The sequence below is a fragment of the Tepidibacter aestuarii genome, from assembly GCF_934924865.1.
GTDB lineage: Bacteria > Bacillota > Clostridia > Peptostreptococcales > Peptostreptococcaceae > Tepidibacter_A > Tepidibacter_A aestuarii.
Genome location: NZ_OW235315.1, coordinates 1,987,114 through 2,007,680, shown reverse-complemented (window position 1 = coordinate 2,007,680; position 20,567 = coordinate 1,987,114). Strand labels below are relative to the sequence as shown.

General features: G+C 28.4%; 18 protein-coding genes. 17 read left to right on the top strand and 1 reads right to left on the bottom strand.

Translation table 11 applies throughout. From position 1 onward, the window contains the following. Positions 1–23 precede the first annotated feature (23 nt). From M2214_RS09940 to M2214_RS09880, 13 genes are all read left to right on the top strand, one after another. Positions 24–1,748 (top strand): hypothetical protein, encoded by a 1,725-nt coding sequence (locus M2214_RS09940; protein ID WP_248476978.1) that lies wholly within the window; start codon positions 24–26, stop codon positions 1,746–1,748. A 391-nt stretch (positions 1,749–2,139) separates the two neighbouring features. Further along, the gene (locus tag M2214_RS09935; RefSeq protein ID WP_248476976.1) at positions 2,140–4,173 is read left to right on the top strand and encodes an AAA family ATPase; all 2,034 of its coding nucleotides are present in this window, start codon (positions 2,140–2,142) and stop codon (positions 4,171–4,173) included. 1 nt (position 4,174) lies between these two features. Further along, entirely contained in the window at positions 4,175–6,241 is a 2,067-nt protein-coding gene (locus M2214_RS09930) for a UvrD-helicase domain-containing protein (RefSeq protein ID WP_248476974.1), read from the top strand. A gap of 984 nt (positions 6,242–7,225) precedes the next feature. Then, positions 7,226–7,882: a TetR/AcrR family transcriptional regulator gene (locus M2214_RS09925; RefSeq protein WP_248476971.1), complete on the top strand. Its 657-nt coding sequence runs from the start codon at positions 7,226–7,228 to the stop codon at positions 7,880–7,882. A 76-nt stretch (positions 7,883–7,958) separates the two neighbouring features. Continuing rightward, positions 7,959–8,684: an ABC transporter ATP-binding protein gene (locus M2214_RS09920; RefSeq protein WP_248476969.1), complete on the top strand. Its 726-nt coding sequence runs from the start codon at positions 7,959–7,961 to the stop codon at positions 8,682–8,684. 1 nt (position 8,685) lies between these two features. After that, complete coding sequence (locus M2214_RS09915; RefSeq protein WP_248476967.1) at positions 8,686–9,405, top strand: hypothetical protein; 720 nt, start codon at positions 8,686–8,688, stop codon at positions 9,403–9,405. A gap of 17 nt (positions 9,406–9,422) precedes the next feature. Next, complete coding sequence (locus tag M2214_RS09910; RefSeq protein ID WP_248476964.1) at positions 9,423–10,652, top strand: MFS transporter; 1,230 nt, start codon at positions 9,423–9,425, stop codon at positions 10,650–10,652. Between the two features lie 315 nt (positions 10,653–10,967). Further along, the gene (locus M2214_RS09905; protein WP_248476962.1) at positions 10,968–11,315 is read left to right on the top strand and encodes a hypothetical protein; all 348 of its coding nucleotides are present in this window, start codon (positions 10,968–10,970) and stop codon (positions 11,313–11,315) included. Between the two features lie 367 nt (positions 11,316–11,682). After that, positions 11,683–12,141, top strand: coding sequence for a hypothetical protein (locus tag M2214_RS09900; protein WP_248476960.1), 459 nt, complete (start codon positions 11,683–11,685; stop codon positions 12,139–12,141). A 307-nt stretch (positions 12,142–12,448) separates the two neighbouring features. Further along, positions 12,449–13,399 carry a leucine-rich repeat domain-containing protein gene (locus M2214_RS09895; RefSeq protein ID WP_248476958.1) on the top strand — a complete coding sequence of 317 codons (951 nt, stop codon included), beginning with the start codon at positions 12,449–12,451 and terminating at the stop codon, positions 13,397–13,399. 128 nt (positions 13,400–13,527) lie between these two features. Then, a complete protein-coding gene (locus M2214_RS09890; protein WP_248476956.1) occupies positions 13,528–14,040 on the top strand; it encodes an SMI1/KNR4 family protein in 513 nt (170 codons plus the stop codon). A gap of 213 nt (positions 14,041–14,253) precedes the next feature. Continuing rightward, positions 14,254–14,610, top strand: a complete 357-nt coding sequence (locus M2214_RS09885; protein WP_248476954.1) for a hypothetical protein — start codon at positions 14,254–14,256, stop codon at positions 14,608–14,610. Between the two features lie 691 nt (positions 14,611–15,301). Continuing rightward, positions 15,302–16,696, top strand: coding sequence for an S-layer homology domain-containing protein (locus tag M2214_RS09880; protein ID WP_248476946.1), 1,395 nt, complete (start codon positions 15,302–15,304; stop codon positions 16,694–16,696). A gap of 658 nt (positions 16,697–17,354) precedes the next feature. Here M2214_RS09880 and M2214_RS09875 read toward each other — a convergent pair. After that, entirely contained in the window at positions 17,355–17,795 is a 441-nt protein-coding gene (locus tag M2214_RS09875) for a hypothetical protein (RefSeq protein ID WP_248476944.1), read from the bottom strand. Positions 17,796–18,218: 423 nt separating this feature from the next. Here M2214_RS09875 and M2214_RS09870 point away from each other — a divergent pair, with 423 nt between their 5' ends. The 4 genes from M2214_RS09870 to M2214_RS09855 all read left to right on the top strand — a co-directional run bounded on the left by M2214_RS09870 (position 18,219) and on the right by M2214_RS09855 (position 20,423). Next, positions 18,219–19,001, top strand: coding sequence for a stalk domain-containing protein (locus M2214_RS09870; protein WP_408648326.1), 783 nt, complete (start codon positions 18,219–18,221; stop codon positions 18,999–19,001). A gap of 60 nt (positions 19,002–19,061) precedes the next feature. Next, positions 19,062–19,298 carry a hypothetical protein gene (locus M2214_RS09865; protein WP_248476933.1) on the top strand — a complete coding sequence of 79 codons (237 nt, stop codon included), beginning with the start codon at positions 19,062–19,064 and terminating at the stop codon, positions 19,296–19,298. 44 nt (positions 19,299–19,342) lie between these two features. After that, complete coding sequence (locus tag M2214_RS09860) at positions 19,343–19,765, top strand: VOC family protein (protein WP_248476931.1); 423 nt, start codon at positions 19,343–19,345, stop codon at positions 19,763–19,765. Positions 19,766–20,279: 514 nt separating this feature from the next. After that, on the top strand, positions 20,280–20,423 hold the full coding sequence (locus M2214_RS09855) for a hypothetical protein (protein ID WP_248476923.1): 144 nt from the start codon (positions 20,280–20,282) through the stop codon (positions 20,421–20,423). Positions 20,424–20,567: the final 144 nt, after the last annotated feature.

Sequence of the window (20,567 nt, the reverse complement as noted above, 5' to 3'; positions counted from 1 at the left end):
ATTTTAAAGGAAGCGAGATTAACATGAATGAAAAATATTTTCAAAAAAAGTTGGCTGAGAAGCTAAAGACAGAACAATTGTATAATTTAATTAGTGAAGAAAGCATAGAAAAAGCTAGGAAGGATCTATCAGAATTAAAAGCGAAAAAGGACATAAAGGTTTTTTCAATAAATGAAATTTTAAAGCACAAGTATTTGGAGACTGTGGAAATGATAATTAATATTTTGAGAAATGAATTAACGGTTATTCTAGACAGTGGACATGACAACATATCCTTGGACAAGTGTAATTCGTTGAATCCAGATTTCGTGCTTTTTGATTTAGACAGTCACTCATATATAATAGTGGAACTGAAAGTATCGGTTTCAGCAGAAAGACAGGCAGTAACCGAAATTCTTGGATATCAATTAGAGATAAAAAACTATCTTCCGGGAATTTCCAACTATAATATACCGTTGATTATTATCTCCAATGATTTTAGACCGCTATTATTGCATTCTGTTGCTGGAGCTCTTATGCAGAATATACCAATACTGTGCTTGACACCTGTAGATGATGGTGCAAATATGTTCACGGTTGTTGATTGTAATGTATGGACACAAATCAATTATGAAACAATAAACAAGAAGTTATTTTCTGGATACACATTTTGCTTATATCCTTCAAAAGCAGCAACTTATACAGATAAAGATATGAAGAAATTTCAGATGATTGCAAGTGATTTAATATACAACAGAGCTGTGGTAAGTGGAAGCCAAGGGATGACAATTGCTTGGAAATATAGAGAAGCAGATGGAATTAGAGAAGATGATTTCTATTTAGCTAATTATTTTATTTCAATATTTTACTTAAATCCATTCAGTATTTTTGGATGGGTTGGTGAAAAAAGTCAGACAGATTTAGGGAGTCATATAGAAAAAGTGTTTAGAGAAAATAGAATTGTACATATGGGAGATGGTTTTTACACTGAAGATTTCATAAACTATTTAAGTCAGTATTTCAACGTTAGGCGAGAAGGATTTATTGAGTTAGAAGATTTTATGTATGATAGACACATGATAGAAAGAGAAATTGTTGGATGCGAATCATGGGGAGAATTCGGAAACATAATTAGAAACAATTATATTAATAATGTAATTACATTCACTGAGAATGATGACTTTCTTCCCGGTTATAAACAACCAGTAAATTTTTTGAAATTATTATGTTTATCCTGTAACGACTTTTTAACATTTGAAAATTTATTTGATTATTTCCGATATGGAAGTGAAACGGCATACTTTAAAGAAAGTCTAAATGATGGAAGCTACCGTTATATAAAATACATGGTTAGTAAAGATTGGTATAATAAAACGCATAGTTTGGGAATTACAAAAGAAAAAAAGAGATTATTTGATATTGGATATATGGATGGAATATACTATGAATTTACAGAGATTGATAGTATTGATGTTAATAGATTTTTTCAGTCAAATCTTGCTTCATTATGCTGCGAAGGTATAGAAAAGTATTTAGAGTTATTAGAAAATGGAGAAGTTGAAAAGACAAAACATATTACTGGTTTTCTGCTTAATTATTTTGAAAATATTGAAGAGTATGAGCTTGATAGGAGAATTGAAGGTATAACTATAAATGAAATATATTCTATTCTCAATAAAGCAACACAAAATAGCTTGATATATATTTATCTTACTCTTGCAGAAGAACTTATAAATTATGGATATTTTAAAATAGAGGGAGACGGTTAACAATTAACAGTGTAATAAAGAAAACTGCCATATAACTAATCACAGTTTATAAAAGAGAGCTCTTTATAAACTGTGATTAGTTTGAGTAACAATGCCTAGGAGTATTCTTGGAAATAATCTAAAATAACTTCTTAGATTGTTAAACTTTTTGCGTCCAAAATATTTACGTAAGTCCAGATTAACAACTAATAGTCCAGTAAACGTTTAAAGTAATAAAGAATTATAGGGACGGGTAACAATTAAAAAAATAATAGAGATAGTTAGTAACTATTATATATAATAAAAAACCGCAGTTATGTCGATACGGTGAATTGTATAGCAAGTAACGGCGAATTAGTTCATCACATAAAAAGCATAGTTATAATTAAAATAAAATTAGGGGAGTGTAGTTATGTATTTGAAGAGTATTCGACTAGAAAATTTCAGAAAATTCGGCAATAGTAACAATGTCATTGGCTTTGTTGACTCACGAGCATTTAAGGAATGCCAAGATGGAGTAGAAGGATTAAATGTTGCAAAAACTACTACATTGATTCTTGGAAAGAATAATACTGGGAAGACTACAGTCATCAAGGCAATGGAATCATTACTTGATAAAGGTACCGGATTTAGTTTCACCAACATAAATATGAGCTATTTGAAGAGGATATTTAATGAATATATCTCTTCAATTGGAACAGAGAATATAGTTCCTGCCGTACCTAAAATTAAAATTGATATTATTATTGGCTTAGAAGATAATAGTTCAGATCTTATTAGCAATCTAGGTCCTTTCATGACAATTGCAAATGCTCAAAATTCTGAGTTGATTATTCGAGTGGTATATGAGCCAGAAAATATTGAAGAATTTGTTAGTAGGATAGATGAAGTTATTGGAGCTGACCAGAATGCATACGGAAAGTATGTTAAGTTAGTAAAAGCTACGCCGTTTAAAATCCGATATTTCAATGCAGGTGATGAACCAGTAAAGAACTTTCAGTTGAAGCAGTTAATTGAACTACGTTCTATAAAAGCTAATAATGTTACTAGTGAGTATTGTCTTTCAAATGCTTTCAATAAGATTGTGAAGTATCGAGCTTCTAGACTTGAACAGCAAAGCGGTGTTGAGGGTATACTTGAATCTTTTAATGAATCCGTTACTGAACAATTACAATCAGAGCATACAGATAGTATTAATGAATCTGTAGGAAAAATTGAGTCATCAGGGCATATTGGTTTTCATCTTAGTTCTGATGTTTCATTTGATGATATGCTTAATAAGCTCGTAAAATATGAGTATGTTGAGAATGGTCTTTATATACCTGAAAACCAATTTGGTTTGGGATATACAAATCTTATGATGATAATTGCAGATCTTATAGAGTATATGGAGAAGTACCCAGAAGATTCTTTTAATAGTAAGATAAATTTGATATCTATAGAAGAACCTGAAACTTTTATGCATCCTCAGATGCAAGAGAATTTTATTAAGAGTATAAATGAAGCTATTATTACTTTACTTGAAGGAAGGAATAAAAATGTTAATAGCCAGCTGATAATTACAACACATTCATCACATATACTAAATAGTAAAATACACAGTGGTGATTCATTCGACTACATAAATTATATAACTTTTAATGAAAATGAGTCAGAAGTTGTATGTCTGAAAGACGGATTAGTTGCTCCAAATGAACCAGGAGAAGAGAATAAAGATAAAAATAAGAAAGATTTTGAGTTCCTTAAGAAGCATATAAAATATAGAGTTTCTGAACTTTTTTTCTCTGATGCAGTTATCTTTGTTGAAGGAATTACAGAAGAAGTATTATTAAACTATCATTTAGATAATGATGAGACGTTGAATAAGCATTATATCACAGTTTTTAATATCAACGGTGCTCACGGTCTTGTTTATCACAACTTAATACAAGCATTGAAAGTGCCAACGTTAATAGTAACAGATTTAGACATTAAGCGTGAGAAACCTGAGAGAGAAGCTTATTTAAAAATGACGTCGTTAAATAGTAGAGTTACGACTAATCAGACTCTAATTAAATATAATGAACATGGAGAATGTATTGAAACTATCAACTTGAATGTACCGATTGAAAATATGAAGATTGTTTATCAACAACTAGATAATGGTGTGTATCCAACAAGTTTTGAAGAAGCGTTTATTTTGGCAAATCATGATAATGATATCCTTAAAGAAGTACTAAAGGAAGTGAAGAGAAATACATATTTAAAAATAGTAAATGAAGAAGGCGGGTTGAAAGAACAGTCATATAAACTTCAAAGAAAGCTATCTAATAGCAAAAGCGATTTCGCTAATAGTCTGTTATATAGATACCTTCAGGAGGAAACACTAGAACATATTCCATCATTGCCACAATACATTACCGACGGGCTATCTTGGCTAAAAACTGAATTGGGTGGAGGTGAATAATATGTCCTTAGAAGTAATTACTAGTGAAAATTTTCAGAGAGAAAAGGAAATTCAAGAACAGATAAATTTCAAAATCGATAACAATGAATGTATGGTTTTTGATTCGGGTGCTGGAGCGGGAAAAACTTATGCATTGACAGAGAGTCTAAGGCACGTGATTAAAAGGCATGGTAAGCGATTGAGCCAACATGGACAGCAGATTATTTGCATTACCTATACAAATGTAGCCACAGAGGAATTGAAAGAGCGTTTAGGACACTCTGATCTAGTTTTGATTTCTACTATACATGAAAGAATATGGAATTTGATCGAAAGATATCAAGATGAATTAGTTAAAATTCACACAAGTAAACTCCGCGAAGAAATAGTTAAAATGCAAGATGAAATTAATTCAGATAAATTTCAGAAGTTCAATGAATTAGAAGATGTGGATAAAGAGGATTTCATAAATCTAATGAATCAGTTGAAATTGGAATTTTATAGATGCTATGAGATAAGAAGTACCGATTATAGAAGAGAGTTTGGTTCTCAAATGAGTAGGTTTAATGCACTACTACATAATGTAGCTACATTTAGAAAATTAGTATCAACAATTTATAAGATAGAGGGATATAAAAAAGCTTTAATAAAAATTGAGGCAGGTAATTCAAACTATAAAAAAGTGCAATATACAGCAAGAGTCAATAATGATAGATTAGAAAAGATGCAAATAAGTCATGATACATTACTTGAATATGGTAACAAGATGTTTGAGCGATACCACATTTTAAGACGTCTTGTTATTGATAAATATCCATATATCTTTATCGATGAATATCAGGATACGAATCCTTTGATAGTAAGTATAATGAAATGTCTTTCTCAAACAGCTCAAGAGATTGAGCATCAACTTTTTATTGGTTACTATGGAGATTCAGCGCAGAATATTTATGAGAATGGTGTTGGAAACTTATTGTTGGAAACTCATTCTGGGATCACGCAAATTGTAAAAGAGTTTAATCGAAGATCATCATCTGAAGTTATTGATGTAATAAATCAAATTAGATCAGATGGAATTAATCAGACTTCAATATATGAAGATAGTAACTGTGGAAGTGTAGAGTTTTATCAAGGTTCTAAAGATCAAATTGATGGGATGTTAGATGAGTGTAAGAAGGATTGGTCTATTGATGATGACAATAAATTGCATTGTCTGGTGCTAACTAACAAATTGGTCGCAGAGCAAACTGGTTTATCAAGCTTTTATAATATTGTTAGTAGAATGCCACGTTATTCTATTGGTAAAGGATATGAACAGCTTAACACTGAATTACTAAGTAGTGATTTGTCGAAGTTAGGGTATGCACAAAGAGCTATTTTTGAGTTTGTTGACTATTTTGTCAGTGTTAATAATCAACAGTCACCTATTTGTGATGTGTTTCCCAGAAAAGTATTAAGAAAGATGAATATTTCTCAACTTCGAGAAGTACTCACGATTATGCGTAGTATTGATGTTGAGAGATTTGGCGAATATTTAGATGAATTGATAAGAATTTATGATGATTTTGAATTAGAGCAATATAAAGAAGTTATTTCTAGTCTGTTTCCAGATGAGATTGTATCTAAGGAATCGCTCCTTGATGTTGTTAAAAATAGTTGGTCTAAGCGAAAGACAGATGAAGAACTGGAACAAATGCAATTATTGATAAGTGAATTGCTTAGTGTACCAATGGAAGAACTTAAGAATTGGCATAATCTGCTACGAAATAAACAGGATAGTGAAATTAATTATTACACTTATCATGGAACAAAAGGTCTTGAATTCGATAATGTATTAATTTTAATGGAAAAGAGATTTGGAAGATATCCAAATTATTTTGGAAAGTTCTTTGAACAGTATGGACAACGGGAGAACCTTACTGGAGAAGACAAAAAGAAGTATGAAAATGTGAGAAACTTGCTCTATGTATCATGTTCAAGAGCAATTAAGAACCTCAGAATACTTTTTTTAGATGATATCAGTGACTATCAAGATACTATTGAAAAGATATTTGGTAGTGTTAATCAACTGAGTACTGCATCTTTATAATTATACTTATACCCTTGTATAGTGATTATATTAAAAAAGCTACAGAAAGAATATATACTAAATCAAAAGTTAATTCTAAAAAATTGCCATTGCATACAGTACGGTGAACCGTACCATAACTAATCCTTAACTTCCAATTAACTATATTTTATGAAGCAAAGAAAAAGGTAATCTGATTTAAAATTAGGTTACTTTTTTTATGTGGGTATTGGGTCGATCGGTTTCATTATAGCTACAGGATACGACTTAAAAATGACATTACATTTATATAATGCTAAAGTTCGATTGATTAGATTGATTATTATACTATAGTTTTGTCTAGCATATATTAATATATATGGATACATAAAAATTTTAATCTCACCAAGTGCTTATAAGTTTGATAAATGTCAAATTATATTGAAAAAATAGCAAAAATATAAATTGTTGTATGAGATAATGGATTATAGTTTTTATAATAATATTTATATCTTACACGATTTTTTTACCTTTTTATATAACAGAGAGAAGCGAAAAATAGAATATATATGCTATAAAGATGAAATGATTTAACAAATTATATAGTTAAGCAAGGTTTTTTTGGATCTAGACAAGAAGCATAATTATATATTCTATTAATATATTAAAGATTAGGGAGGAATGGATGCTTTAGATGTAGCTTTAGATATAATAAAAAATAAATTAGGTAAATAATACTTAGATATTGAGGAATACATATTATTGTAGCACTTTTTCTTCAATTTGCAGGTGTATTTAGTGAATTGAAAAAATAATTTCTGAATTTATGTAATATAAAAGGCAATCTAGTATATAGTATATCACATGAAATTATTTATACTATATTGTTATGAAGAATACTTAAAATCACAACAAAATGAATAAAATATTGACATTGGACAAATTTATATTTTACTACTTGACGGTATAAGTAAAATAATTTACAATATACATACTGAATGAATGTATGTAAAAGGATGTGGTTTAATGGCTAGAAATAAGTATCCAGAAGAAACAATTGAACGAATACTTGATGTATCCCTAAAACTTTTTTTAGAAAAAGGATATGAACATACTACTATTCAAGATATTGTTAATGCTCTTAATGGGCTTTCCAAGGGTGCTATATATCATCATTTTAAGTCAAAAGACGAAATAGTAGATGCAGTTTGTGAAAAAGTTTTTTCTGAAAATAACTGTTTTTCAAAATTAAAGGAAGATAAAACCTTAAACGGGCTACAAAAAATACAAAAATTATTTACTAGTTCAATTGCAGATAATACACAAGCGCAAATGATTCCTATAACCAGTTCTCTTTTCAAAAATCCAAAGTTTTTAGCAAAACAGATTGAGCAAACACTTACACACGGGGCAAAGCTTTTAAAGGAGTTAATAGACGAAGGAATTACAGATGGTTCTATTAAAAACGATTCACCCAAAGAGTTGGCTGAGGTAATATTACTACTTACTAATATTTGGTGGAATCCTGCAATTTGTGAAGTTACTCGTGAGGAATGGATTGCTAAGGTAACATTTTTAAAAAAATTACTTGACGGAATAGGATTGCCATTTATTAATGATGAAGCTATAGAATCAAGCAAACAGTTTTATGATTTAGCTTATGGAAAAACAAATAATGTTTAAGTAATACTGCCTTCGTGGCAGTTTATTTTTACAACCATACATACATTCGGTCGGTATCAAAAAGGAGTGAATTAAAATGGATAATTCAATTGTTGTTAAAACAGAAAATTTAACAAAATCATTTTCGAACAAGGAAATTATTAAGAATTGCAACATAACAGTATATGAGGGTTCCATTTACGGACTTTTAGGAGCCAATGGCATAGGAAAAACAACCTTATTTAAACTTCTTACTGGTTTATTAAAACCAACAATGGGGAAAATAGAAATTTTAGGAATGGGTATGGCTGTAAGCAAAAATGACATTTTACGAAATATTGGTTGTCTTATAGAAACACCTGTATTTTATGAACACTTGTCTGCAAATCAAAATCTTAAAATTCATCTTGGATATATGGATTCAGACGAAAACAATATTGAACATACCCTTGAACGTGTAGGACTTGTAGGGCTAGGAAAGCAAGCAGTTTCAACATTTTCTGTTGGTATGCGTCAAAGGTTGGCTATTGCAAGGGCTATTATAAACAAGCCTAAGCTACTCATACTTGATGAACCTATAAGTGGCTTAGACCCAATGGGCATAAGGGATATGCGTGAATTCTTTCTGGAACTGGCAAAAACACATAATATGACTATTTTGATATCAAGCCACATTTTAAGTGAAATTGAACATATTGCTGATACTATAGGGGTTATTAATAATGGTAAAATTATGAAGGAGCATACACTAAGTTCCCTAAAAACACAATTTACAGACGGCCTTGAGAATTATTTTTTGGATGTTATGAATGGAGGAAAATAAAATGATTAAATTAATGCAACTTGAACTTAAAAGAAATAAACTTAAAACCTATGTAATTTCTACTGGATTTATTGCCTTAGCTTTGATTGCATTTATATATATGTTTTTGTTTATTTCAACAAAAACTGAGATTAGCGGAGATGTTTATATTAAAAATGTTTTGTCCAATTATGAAACAATCATATTACTTGTAAATATAATAAGCTGTGTATGTTTCACTACTCTTTCTGGGGTAATGTATGCACGATTTGTTATTGATGAATATTCCGGTAAAAGGGCTATACTTCTGTTTTCTTATCCTGTTTCACCTCAAAGGATAATGATTGTTAAACTCTTAATAGTTTCTTTGTTTACATTTTTTGCTTATATATTAATTAGTATTTTAGTTTATGCAATCTTTTTCATTGGAGAAAGGTTTATACACATTATTCCTGACACATTGACAGTTGCAAAATTAATTATAATTGCAAAAACTACTCTCATAATGTCTCTTTTTTCATCAGGTATAGGAATTATTGCAATGCAAATTGGCTTCTCTAAAAAGTCTGTTCCAGTTACAATAGTTTCTGCTTTTACTCTATCTATAATTCCATCAAACATTATATCTAATTCTATTGGAATTACTTGGTTCCCTTTTATATTTATGTTGATTTCTGTAATAATAGGGATGGCAGTATTTGTGAAGTTGGTGAGTACTGTTAACAAAATGGAGGTAAAATAAATATCATGAGGGAAAATATGGGATTGTTTAATAAAGACTTTTCTTTAATAGTTATTGGTCAGATAATTTCACTCATGGGTAATGCAGTCCTTCGTTTTACACTACCACTATATTTATTGGAAACAACAGGATCGTCTACTTTATTTGGTAGTATATTAGCTATAGCAATGATACCTACTATTTTGTTATCGCCTTTTGGTGGAATGATTGCAGACAGAGTAAACAAGGGTAACATTATGATTATACTAGATCTTCTAACAGCGGTAATTATGCTTGTTTTCGGAATTACTTTGTCTGATAGTCCATCAGTTCTTACCATATCTATAGTTTTAATATTGTTGTCAGTTATACAGTCTTTTTATCAACCTACAGTGCAGGCAAGCATTCCTGTCTTATTGTCAGAAGAGAACATATTAAAAGGAAATGCTATTGTGAATCAAATAAATGGACTATCTAATTTATTAGGACCTATTTTAGCTGGTTTTTTGTATGGATTCTTGGGACTTATGTCAATTCTTATTTTTAGTGGAATAAGTTTTTTTATATCTGCTGTAATAGAACTATTTATTAACATTCCTTTTAGCCCTCAGGAAAAAGAATCGAATATTTTTAAAGTTGTAGCACATGATTTTAAATTAAGTAAAAATTTTATTATAAATGATAAGCCCATTATTTTTAAAATAATGCTAATTATTGCAGCTTTTAACTTGTTTTTAACTGCAATGATTATCGTTGGTTTACCAGTGATAATAAAAGGCAAACTTGGTTTAAGTAATCAACTTTATGCCTTATCCCAAAGTATGTTGATGATAGGTACATTAATAGGAGGAATTTTAGTTGGTTTGTTATCTAAAAAAATTCACACAAACAAATTCGATATTCTTTTTCTAACTATAACTCTTGCTTTATTACCTATGGGTGGAATGCTTGTTCTTGATTTAAATCCAATTTTGTCATATATAATAATAGTATGTTCTACAGTTTTCATTATGGTTGTTGGAACAATGTTTAATATTATGATAATGGTATTTATTCAAAAGGAAACTCCTTCACATATAATGGCAAAAGTTATTGCTTTAATATCTACTATAAGTATGAGTGCATTACCTTTAGGACAATTAATGTATGGATATTTGTTTGATATCATGATAGATAAAGCGTATCTTATTGTTTTTGTTGTTGTTTTCGTAAGTATGTTCATCACAATTGCATCAAGGCGAATAACCAATAAAATCATAATTTCTTAATTAACTTTTTATATTGAAAAATATAAAAATGAGTTTGAACTTGGTGATTTAACACCTTATGAAAAGGTAGCTAGGATTTTAAACGATTTTACTGAAAAGAATAATGCCTCAAAAATCTTTAAGTTAAAACAAAGAATAATACTTATATCATAGTCTTTTAATAAGCAAACATTATCATCTGTAGCTTGTCTTATAGCTAATAATGTAAGTACTGATCTATTTTCAGATACAGAAAAGGAGCAGATGCGCAGAGTATTAACAACAGAATCATAAAGTACACGAAAATCTTTTGAATTTCTTGCAGTATCAAGACTAGTGAATACTTCACACCTGATTAATGAATATGCGCAATTATTATCTGAAACAAATAATCAAAAGCAAAAAGAATTACTAAAGAATGAAATGATGGTTGTGAGCAATTATGCCATATCTAGGGATGTAGTAGAAAGACAGTTTTACATTATGTTTTGGGATCGATATCAAGAGAATAGTGAGAAGGATATTTTAAAAGGGCGCAGAAAGTTTGAAAGTGAAAATATAAGATGTGAAATTTTAAAAAAGCATGAAATTGTAAGACTTTGTAATCTTATAAATGATTCTACTTATGTGCAGGTTGAGGATACGGAAGTTGAGGTTAGAGTGAATATTATCCATATTTTATGAAGCAAAGAAAAAGGCAATCTAAAATTAGGTTGTGTTTTTTATGTGGGTATTGGGTCGGTTGGATTCCTTATAACGACAGAATAAAACTTAAAAATACAACTATATTTATATAATGCTAAAATTCGATTGTTTAGGTTAATTGTAATACATTTTTTTACTATATATATAATTAAACATGCTGTTAAACTCTAAGGTAACCACTAATATAATCTTAAATTTAACATAAAATATTGATATAGATTCAATTTTTAAAATAAATATAATATTTATATGTGGACACATTCTTTATAAGGTTAAGGTGGTTATAGATTATAATATCAATATGAATATATAAAGTTAATATAAATTATGTTAAGGAGTTAAAAATATGAAATCAAATAGATATAGAAAGATTTTTAGCTTTGTATATATTTATTTTATATCTTTGGTTTGTGCTATTAGTTTTGTGATATCTACTTTTTTTGAAACGTCCAATATTTCAATTAATTTTCTATGGGTATTTATCGTAGGTTTTATAAGCAGTTATTTGTATATATCAGATAGTAAAATTGTTATAGACTATATGGGAATATATATAGGAAAATCATTGTACCAAACTAATAGCATAGTAAATATTGAAATTTATGACGAATTTGTTTTTAGGATGGGGATACAAACATTCTTAAAAATACATTATTTTGTTGATGAGAACAAATATAATGAGAAAAAAGTTAATTTATCAATGTATAATAAAAATGTATTAGAGAAAGAGTTAGATGATTTTTCACAAAAACATAATATTAATATTATAAAAAAAGAAAAATATAAAAAAACTAAAAGATTATAAAATAATTAGAGATACTATATCAATATTACGAGGGATTATAAAAATAACATTAAGAACTCATATAAATAAATCTTAGATTTGAAATTATCTATGTAAATATAATTTAGTGAAAACCTTGAATTCTATTAAAAATCTTAAGTAGTATTTATATTCTAATAATTAATGATGAAATAGAATTATGGATTAATAAGTTGAATAGAAGTTTTATTTCACTTAGAAAAGAACAAATTAATAATATTAGAGAATTATATATGACAATAGATAATAAATTAAGTAGTCTTTTTTGACTAATGAGTTGGAGGAAGAAATGATTAAAGATTATTCTTTTATTGAAATAAAATCACCAGTAAAATTCGAAGGTTTAGATATAAAACTAGAAAAACTTAGACGGATACAATTTAGTAAAGCATTGGATGAAAATGATTATATAAAAATAGCTGAGTTTTTAAAACAATATCCCAATATTATATTGAGAGTATATTTAGACTATAAAAAAAGCATTTTGAATTTAGATTTTCTTAAATACTTTTCTAATCATGCAAGAATTGCAATTGACCTATATAATATTGAAGATATATCAGGAATGAAATATTTAAATAAAGATTTAAGATATTTCAGCTTTGGAGCTACAAAGAAAAGATTTTCATTAAAATTCTTACAGGAATTGAGTAATCTTGAAGAATTATTTTTAGAAGGACATGCCAAAGATATTGAAGTATTATCAAATCTAGTGAAATTACAAGACTTAGTATTAAAATCGATAAAAGTTCCAAATTTAGAATTCTTATTGCCTTTAAAACGATTAAAAAAATTTGATATGAAACTAGGTGGAACTACAAATTTAAAATTATTACCTTATATCGGTGAAATTGAGTATCTAGAATTATGGATGATAAGAGGATTAAAGGAGATTTCATTTGTTTCGGAAATGACTAAATTGAGATATCTTTTTCTTCAATCGCTAAAAAATGTTGTTGAATTGCCTAATTTGAGAAAACTAGAGAAGCTAAAAAGAATACAACTTATTAATATGAAAGGTATAAAAAATTTGAGTCCATTACTTGATGCAAAGAAATTAAAGTATCTTGAAATATATGAAGCACTACACCTTAAACCAGAAGATATTTTTGTTCTTGGAAAACATGAATCATTAGAATATTTATCACTAGGGATTAGTAGCCTAAAAAAACATAGAGAAGTTAGGGAAATTATTGATTTACCCGAAGTTAATATGCCTAAAGGTTATATGGATTTTTAACGAAATATTTTTCATAACACAGTTTTATAGTGTTGTTTCTGCTCTTTAAAAAACTTTTAGGATATCTACAAAACAAGGATTATTAGTGAAAACATTTAAAGGAAAATTTGTATTGAGGTGGTTATATAATGTGGGATAAGTGGACAGAACGATGGGAAAAAACTTTAGAAGCAGTACAAAGTTTAAATGGAGATATAAGAAAATTTAAAATATGTAAACCAGCATCACAAAATGAAGTTGAAGAAGTAGAGAAGAAATTAGGATTTAAGCTACCTATAAGTTTTAGAAAAGTATTATTAGAGTTTTCTTCAAGTGTAAATTTTGAATGGTATTTGCCTGACAATATAGAATTACCACAGGAGTTAAGAGAAATATTTAGTGGTGATTGTTCTTGGAATATAAATTTGATATGTGAATTAGAAAAAACAAGAAAAGATTGGATTACTCAATGTTTTCCTGATATAAATGATGATTATGATAAGATTTGGCATAATAAGTTAGGATTTATGAATGTTCCAAATGGAGATATGATAGCTTTTGATTTAAAAGAGTATCCAGAAAGAACACCTATAGTATATTTAAGTCATGATGATGGCGAAGGACATGGCTATATACTAGGAGAAGATTTTATTATTTTATAGATAAATGGACATTACTAGGTTGTCCAGGGTCAGAAGATTGGCAAATGATTCCCTTTATAACAACAAAAACAAGTGGGATAGACCCTAATTGTAAAAATGCAATACAGTGGAGAAATTTTTAGCGATAAGTTTTGAGTAAATGATAGTGTAATAAGCCTTAAGTGGAAAGTAGAGTATGAAAATATTTCTATAAAAATATTAGGGGGTATATCAATGCCTTGTAGACATGAATTTGGAATAATAGATTGTTTAGAAGAATACAGAGAAGAGTATGAGCCTGAAAAATATAATTGTACTTATGTAGAGGATGATTTATTAGATGAAATATATGATGAAGATTTTAAAGCGAAGATAGAAAAACTTGAAACTTTTGCACATAATACAAATAGACCCTATAAGAACCTTGCATATTATGGAATAACTCTGATTCCACCAAAATCTCTTAAATATTTTTTAGATATTATTATTGATGCGAATGTAAAATATGAGTCAAAAGAGCTCAAAATGTTGATTGAAAAAATAACTTATGCAATTAAAGAAAATAAATGGATGATTCATTATGGAATTTAAATAGTATTTTCTATAACTTGAGATTAATTTGTTAGTATTCATGATAATTTTAAATCCTATGATTTGAAAAATAATAAATGGATTGATGTAGAAGATAAATTTGAAGAGGATTAATTTAAAAGTTTAAGGCAATTTATTAAGGATGTAACAAAACTATATATAGGGATAGATATGTTATAGTAACTGTAAGAAGTAGTAAAACTTTATCAAAATAAGGGTATAATAAAGTTACAATACTTATAATTAAATAATTTAAATATAGAGGTGTATTTTCATAAGAGCAACTAGCACTTAAAAAAGTGTGTTATTTGCAAATATAGAAAGGCGCCTTTTATTTTGCCTATAGATAGCAAATGAGGTGATTAACTATGAGTAAATTAAAGTACTTGATAAATACTGTTTATAGTATACCTCTAAGATAAAGTTAATCATGTGATTAAACAGCTGACAAATATATTTAGAACTGAATGCAATGATGTTAGTATAGTTTTGTTTGTTTAAACATTAAATTAAACAACTTCTTGAATAACTATAAAAGCCTAATATAATTGATGAATATATTAAGTTATACTATAAAAACGCTATATCCTTAATATAACAAGGATTTAATTAACAGTAGATTTATCAATACTGCCATGGTATATTCATTATACAATGGCAGATCAAGTATAGACAGTTAAGGGGTGAAAAAATGTTTAGAATTTCTAAAATCAGAAAAACACTAACAAGCATTATACCCTCGATAATAATTTTGATGAATTTTTCAGTGGTTAATGCTCAAGAAATAGCAGATATTAATTATAGTTCTGATTATGCAATAGAATCAATACAAAATTTATCGCAGCTGGGTATAGTAAATGGAGATGAAAACGGAAATTTTAATCCTAAAAAAGCAGTAACAAGATCAGAAATGATAAAGATGATTGTAAAAGCTCTAGATATTGATACTAATAATGTTGATGATAATGAAGTTTTTAAAGACGTTACAAAAGAAAGTTGGGAGTTTGAGTATGTTCAAGCAGCATATGAAGCAGGTATAGTAAAAGGAATTTCAGAAGATGAGTTCGGTAAAAACCAAAAATGTACTCGTGAGCAAATGGCAGTAATGTTTATTAGAGCATTAAGTATGAATAAAGGTAGTGATAGATTAAATAGCATCAAAGCACTAGATGATAAGGATAATATATCAGATTGGGCTAAAAAAGAAGTAGACCTTGCTATTGAATCAGGCCTTATGAATGGGTTTAATAGTAATACATTCGATCCAAAAGGTGATGCAAAAAGAGAACAGGTAGCAGTAGTAATAGATAGATTTATAAAAAGTAAAGAAGAATTGACTAAAAGATATGTGAATGCTTATAAATATCCCGAATTTTATGATGTAGTAGAAAGAGCTGCCTCAACACCATATAATGGAGAAATATATACTGATATAAATACGTATTATAGATACAAGCCTATAGGATATGAGGAAGCTTTTCTATATAGTAATGTAAAAATTGATCAAGTAGCAAATAATGATGACTATAAGTGGATACTTACAGTAACAAATGATACAGATTTAGAAATTAGTGAGGAAGAAATTAAAGATGGAACATATGCAAATATTAAAATAGGTAACAAAATATATTTAAAACAACCAGATGGTTGGAAAGAATATGAGATGGGTAAAGATGTAGATTATATAGATGGTGAAACTAAAATCGTAGATAGTAATTTCTATGATAATTTTAATAAACGTAATATTCAAAGAGAAGAAGATGTTTATTTAGATGGAACACATACAACTAAGTATGCTGTTGAAGTAAAAAAAGAAGATATAATAAATATATTATCAGGCCTTGAATATTCAACGATTACAGATACCTTGGAAGATTTAGAATATTTAAATTATGATGAAGTGACATTTAGGTATGAGTATTTTATAAATGATGAAAATGAAATTGTTCAAATGAAATTCACATTAAATCCTATAGAGGTTTATGACGAATACGGTAGTATTGAAATTTATTTTGATTCAACCTCACAATTTAAGAATATTGGAAAAGACATAGAAATAAAGCCGCCAAATGAATTAATTAAATAAAAAAATTAAGGAGCATGATTTCGATACTCAATCGGACTCTTGCTCCTTTTTGAATATTACTACTTTTAGATACTCGTTTCCCTTTGATAATAGTTTTTTTATGTGGATATTGGGTCAGTCGGTTTCATTATAGCTACAGGATATTATCTAGTGTTTTTATATAAAATAAGTCTTTGTTCAGTTTGTATTGATATCTATTTTATGATTGAGTGTTTTGTATGAAAAGAAAAACCTTATTGATATTATATGATAAAGAGTCAAAACTGTTAGTATAAGTTTTTTAGTATATATAAGAGCGAATGCCTATTTATATTTTTATAAAATGAGACTATTTATTAAATTATATATATACCTAATTATTTAGAATAATAGTATATATAATAAATATTGTGTTGGATAGAATTTGTATGAAAATCTACACTAAATATAGAATCCTTAATATTCTTTTAATGGTAAAATATTTTATAATTAAAATCAAATTACCTATAAGGGGCTATTTGGGGTTAATACATAGAAAAAGCCTAATTCTAGTAGGGTGTTAGATAGTTACAACTTGGACTAAAAATAATAAAGGTGAACTATATATTAACATTAAAAGATATTGCAAATGGTAGGGGGCTACCAATATGTTTTTTATTAAATCTTTTACTTGTTATATTTAACTAATAAAAGACTTTCTAAATTTAAAGTAAACAATTGTAGCAACTATAATACCAATTAAAGAAGCAATCATATCCTTGTTATCCCATACTCCTAAATTAAATATTACATGAAGATATTCTATAAGTGCAAAACTACTTATATTAAGCACATTAATTAACCATATAAACTTAGAATTGCTAATTACATTTGTAGTTTTAAATAATATAGGAACTACGTAAAAAATACCTATCAATGTAAAAAGGAAACTTGGTATAAGATTTGGTGCTGTCCAGGCAAACAAGGTAGTGTAATGATTATCTAATTTATATAAATTCCCCCTAAACATATAGACTAACATAAATAGAACATATATTACTAAAATAGTTCCTTTTAGATACTTGTATGCTTTGCCATTAAAAAGAGTTTTATCAGTATTACTTAGTTTTAAATTATTCATTGTATTCACCTCCATATTTAAACTTCATATTACTATAAGTACGTAAAATTATAGTATATTTATATGTCAATTATAATATTGGTTTTAAGTAACAGTATAAAATTATATAAATACAGGTTTTCTCTCTTTAAAATCAGTTATTTTTGTATAAGTATGGGCTACATTACATTGAACCATAAATAGATCGAGTGAAATTCTATCATGCAAAGAATACGATTTGGCTTGTAGACTCTATTGATTCAGATGAATTACCAAGTAATAATACATAATTATACTAAAAAATGGTATTTTCGTATATAATTAGATTAAGAAAATCAAATTTAAGAATATATATAAGATACTTACATATAAGGAGGATTCATATTTTGAAAAAATAGTTCTAATTACCTTGATCAGTATAATTATTGTTGCTATGGGTGCAGTCTGCAATGCCTCGGAAAAACCACTTACCATCACTGTAGATGGCAAAGTGATTCTGTTGAATCTACGGGATTTCCTTACGTAAGCGATACAGGCCGTACTATGGTAGCTTTACGAATTTGTTTGAGTTCAATAGGTTGTGAAGTGGACTGGAATCAACAGATACAGACTGTGATATCATGTAAGGGTGAAATTAAAGTGGAAATTCCTATGGGTAAAAAGGAGATTTTCAAAAATCAAATACCTATTTCTATAGATACAGCTGCAGTAGTAAAAAATGGACGCGCTTATCTGCCTCTTAGGCAGGTTATGGAGGCTTACGGATATGCCGTTGATTGGGACAACAAAACTAGGATTATTTCAGTAACTAAAAACACCTCATATGACAATGCGATAGAATTCACGCCATTTAATATCAATGGGGGTTCTACGGGTATATTCTCACGTAAACAGCTTGAGTTTAAAGGTTTTGATGGTGTACAAGCAGAAATTACGCTACCTATGGTTACAATAGCCGAAAAAGGAGACTGTCCCTATGTATATTTTGGTTTTGACCGGAAAAATGATGTGGGAAACGTTGAAGGTGGCTTTCAATTCATTGAAGATTCAAATCACCCTAACTACAATAAATGGACTATATATATGCGTCAAGGGGATGATTGGCGCTGGGGGGACAATATTGCTTTGGAGCAAGGTTCTACCCATCATATAAAAGTCTATAGTGAGAAAGTATCTAAAAAACAAGTGGATTTAGTGATTGAACTTGATGGGAGAGAAATAATCTGAAAAGTTTCAACGGTTACTGACTTTAGAAATGCTTCTGTAAAAGCAGTCACCTCAATAGCAATGTCTAAAACTTTTGATGGTACTAACTGCTTTTCACGATTAGATAATTGCAAGATTGCTAATATGAAGGTATCTGAGGTTAAATCCAATTTATATTTGTATTTCAAAAATTATGATTTATACAGCGAATGGAGACCAACAATTGGAGTTAGCGGTACATGGTTTGGAACAGTAGACTGCATTCCTTCTTATTCGCATATTGGAGCGGATGGAGCAATTTCCATATATAAACAATAAAACTGTTATTATTTATAGTATAGAAATGTTTAGGAGGTAAGAGAATGATACAATCAATTGTTCATATAGCTTTAGTTATTAAAGACTATGATGAAGCTATAGAATTTTATACGAAAAAACTTCATTTTACACTAATTGAAGATACATATCAGCCTGAACAAGATAAACGTTGGGTAGTTGTATCACCACCTGGTTCTGCTGGAACTACGATATTACTTGCAAGAGCATCGAAAACTGAACAAGAGGCATTTATAGGTAATCAAGCTGGTGGCAGAGTTTTTCTATTTTTAGGCACTGATGATTTTTGGAGAGATTATAACGAAATGATTTCAAAAGGGATAGAGTTTGTAAGAGAACCTAAAGAGCAATCATATGGTATAGTTGCAGTATTTAAAGATTTGTATGGTAACCTATGGGATTTGGTTCAATTTAAAGAGAATCATCCAATTGCAAAACGAGTAAAGTAAACAATGAATTCAAAACTATAATAAAGGTATTTAAAAACTTGAGTATAATATATTTTTTTATGAAGTAAAGAAAAATGCAATCTAATATAAAATTAGGTTGCTTTTTTATGTGGGTATTAGGTCAGTCGGTTTACCGAGTGACTTGATACCCCCACATGATTCATGTGGAGTGCTGCTCACTATGTATTTACATCTAAAGTATTACTATTCTTAGTAATTTAGACACATCGAAAGGTACTTTTTCTTTAATTTTCTTATGTCCTCTTCAACACTATATATTTGTGTGAATTTTAACTTATACTATTATACTTCGAAAAATTCCCTATTGTAAATAAGTATACCATTAGCCTGTTATTGTTAATAATACAGTTGTATAGCAAAGAACAAAGAAATTCAAGTAAGAGGTGCACTATGCATAATTAAAATAATAACAACAATATTAGAGAAAATATCATTTAATAAACCTAATACTTTCAATAAAAGTTTTGCTCAATATAAGGAAGAACTTAAAAATGTGACAAATAAACCAAGTATAAGTTTTCCTAAAGGGGAAATAAAAAGTGATGTTTTTTTATTATCTGGAGTAGAAGATTTGGTTCATGGCATGATATTGGAGGTATTTGTTAAGCGATATAAAGACGAATTTAGCACTTTATAGGAAATAAAAATCAAGTGCTACAGACCAAGGATAGAAAGTAGTTTTAACAGAATAGAAAAAATTAATGATCAAAAGAATGATTATTGGAAGATAGCAACTAGGACATATAAAGGAGTTAATGTTGAAAATATCACTTTAAGCAGT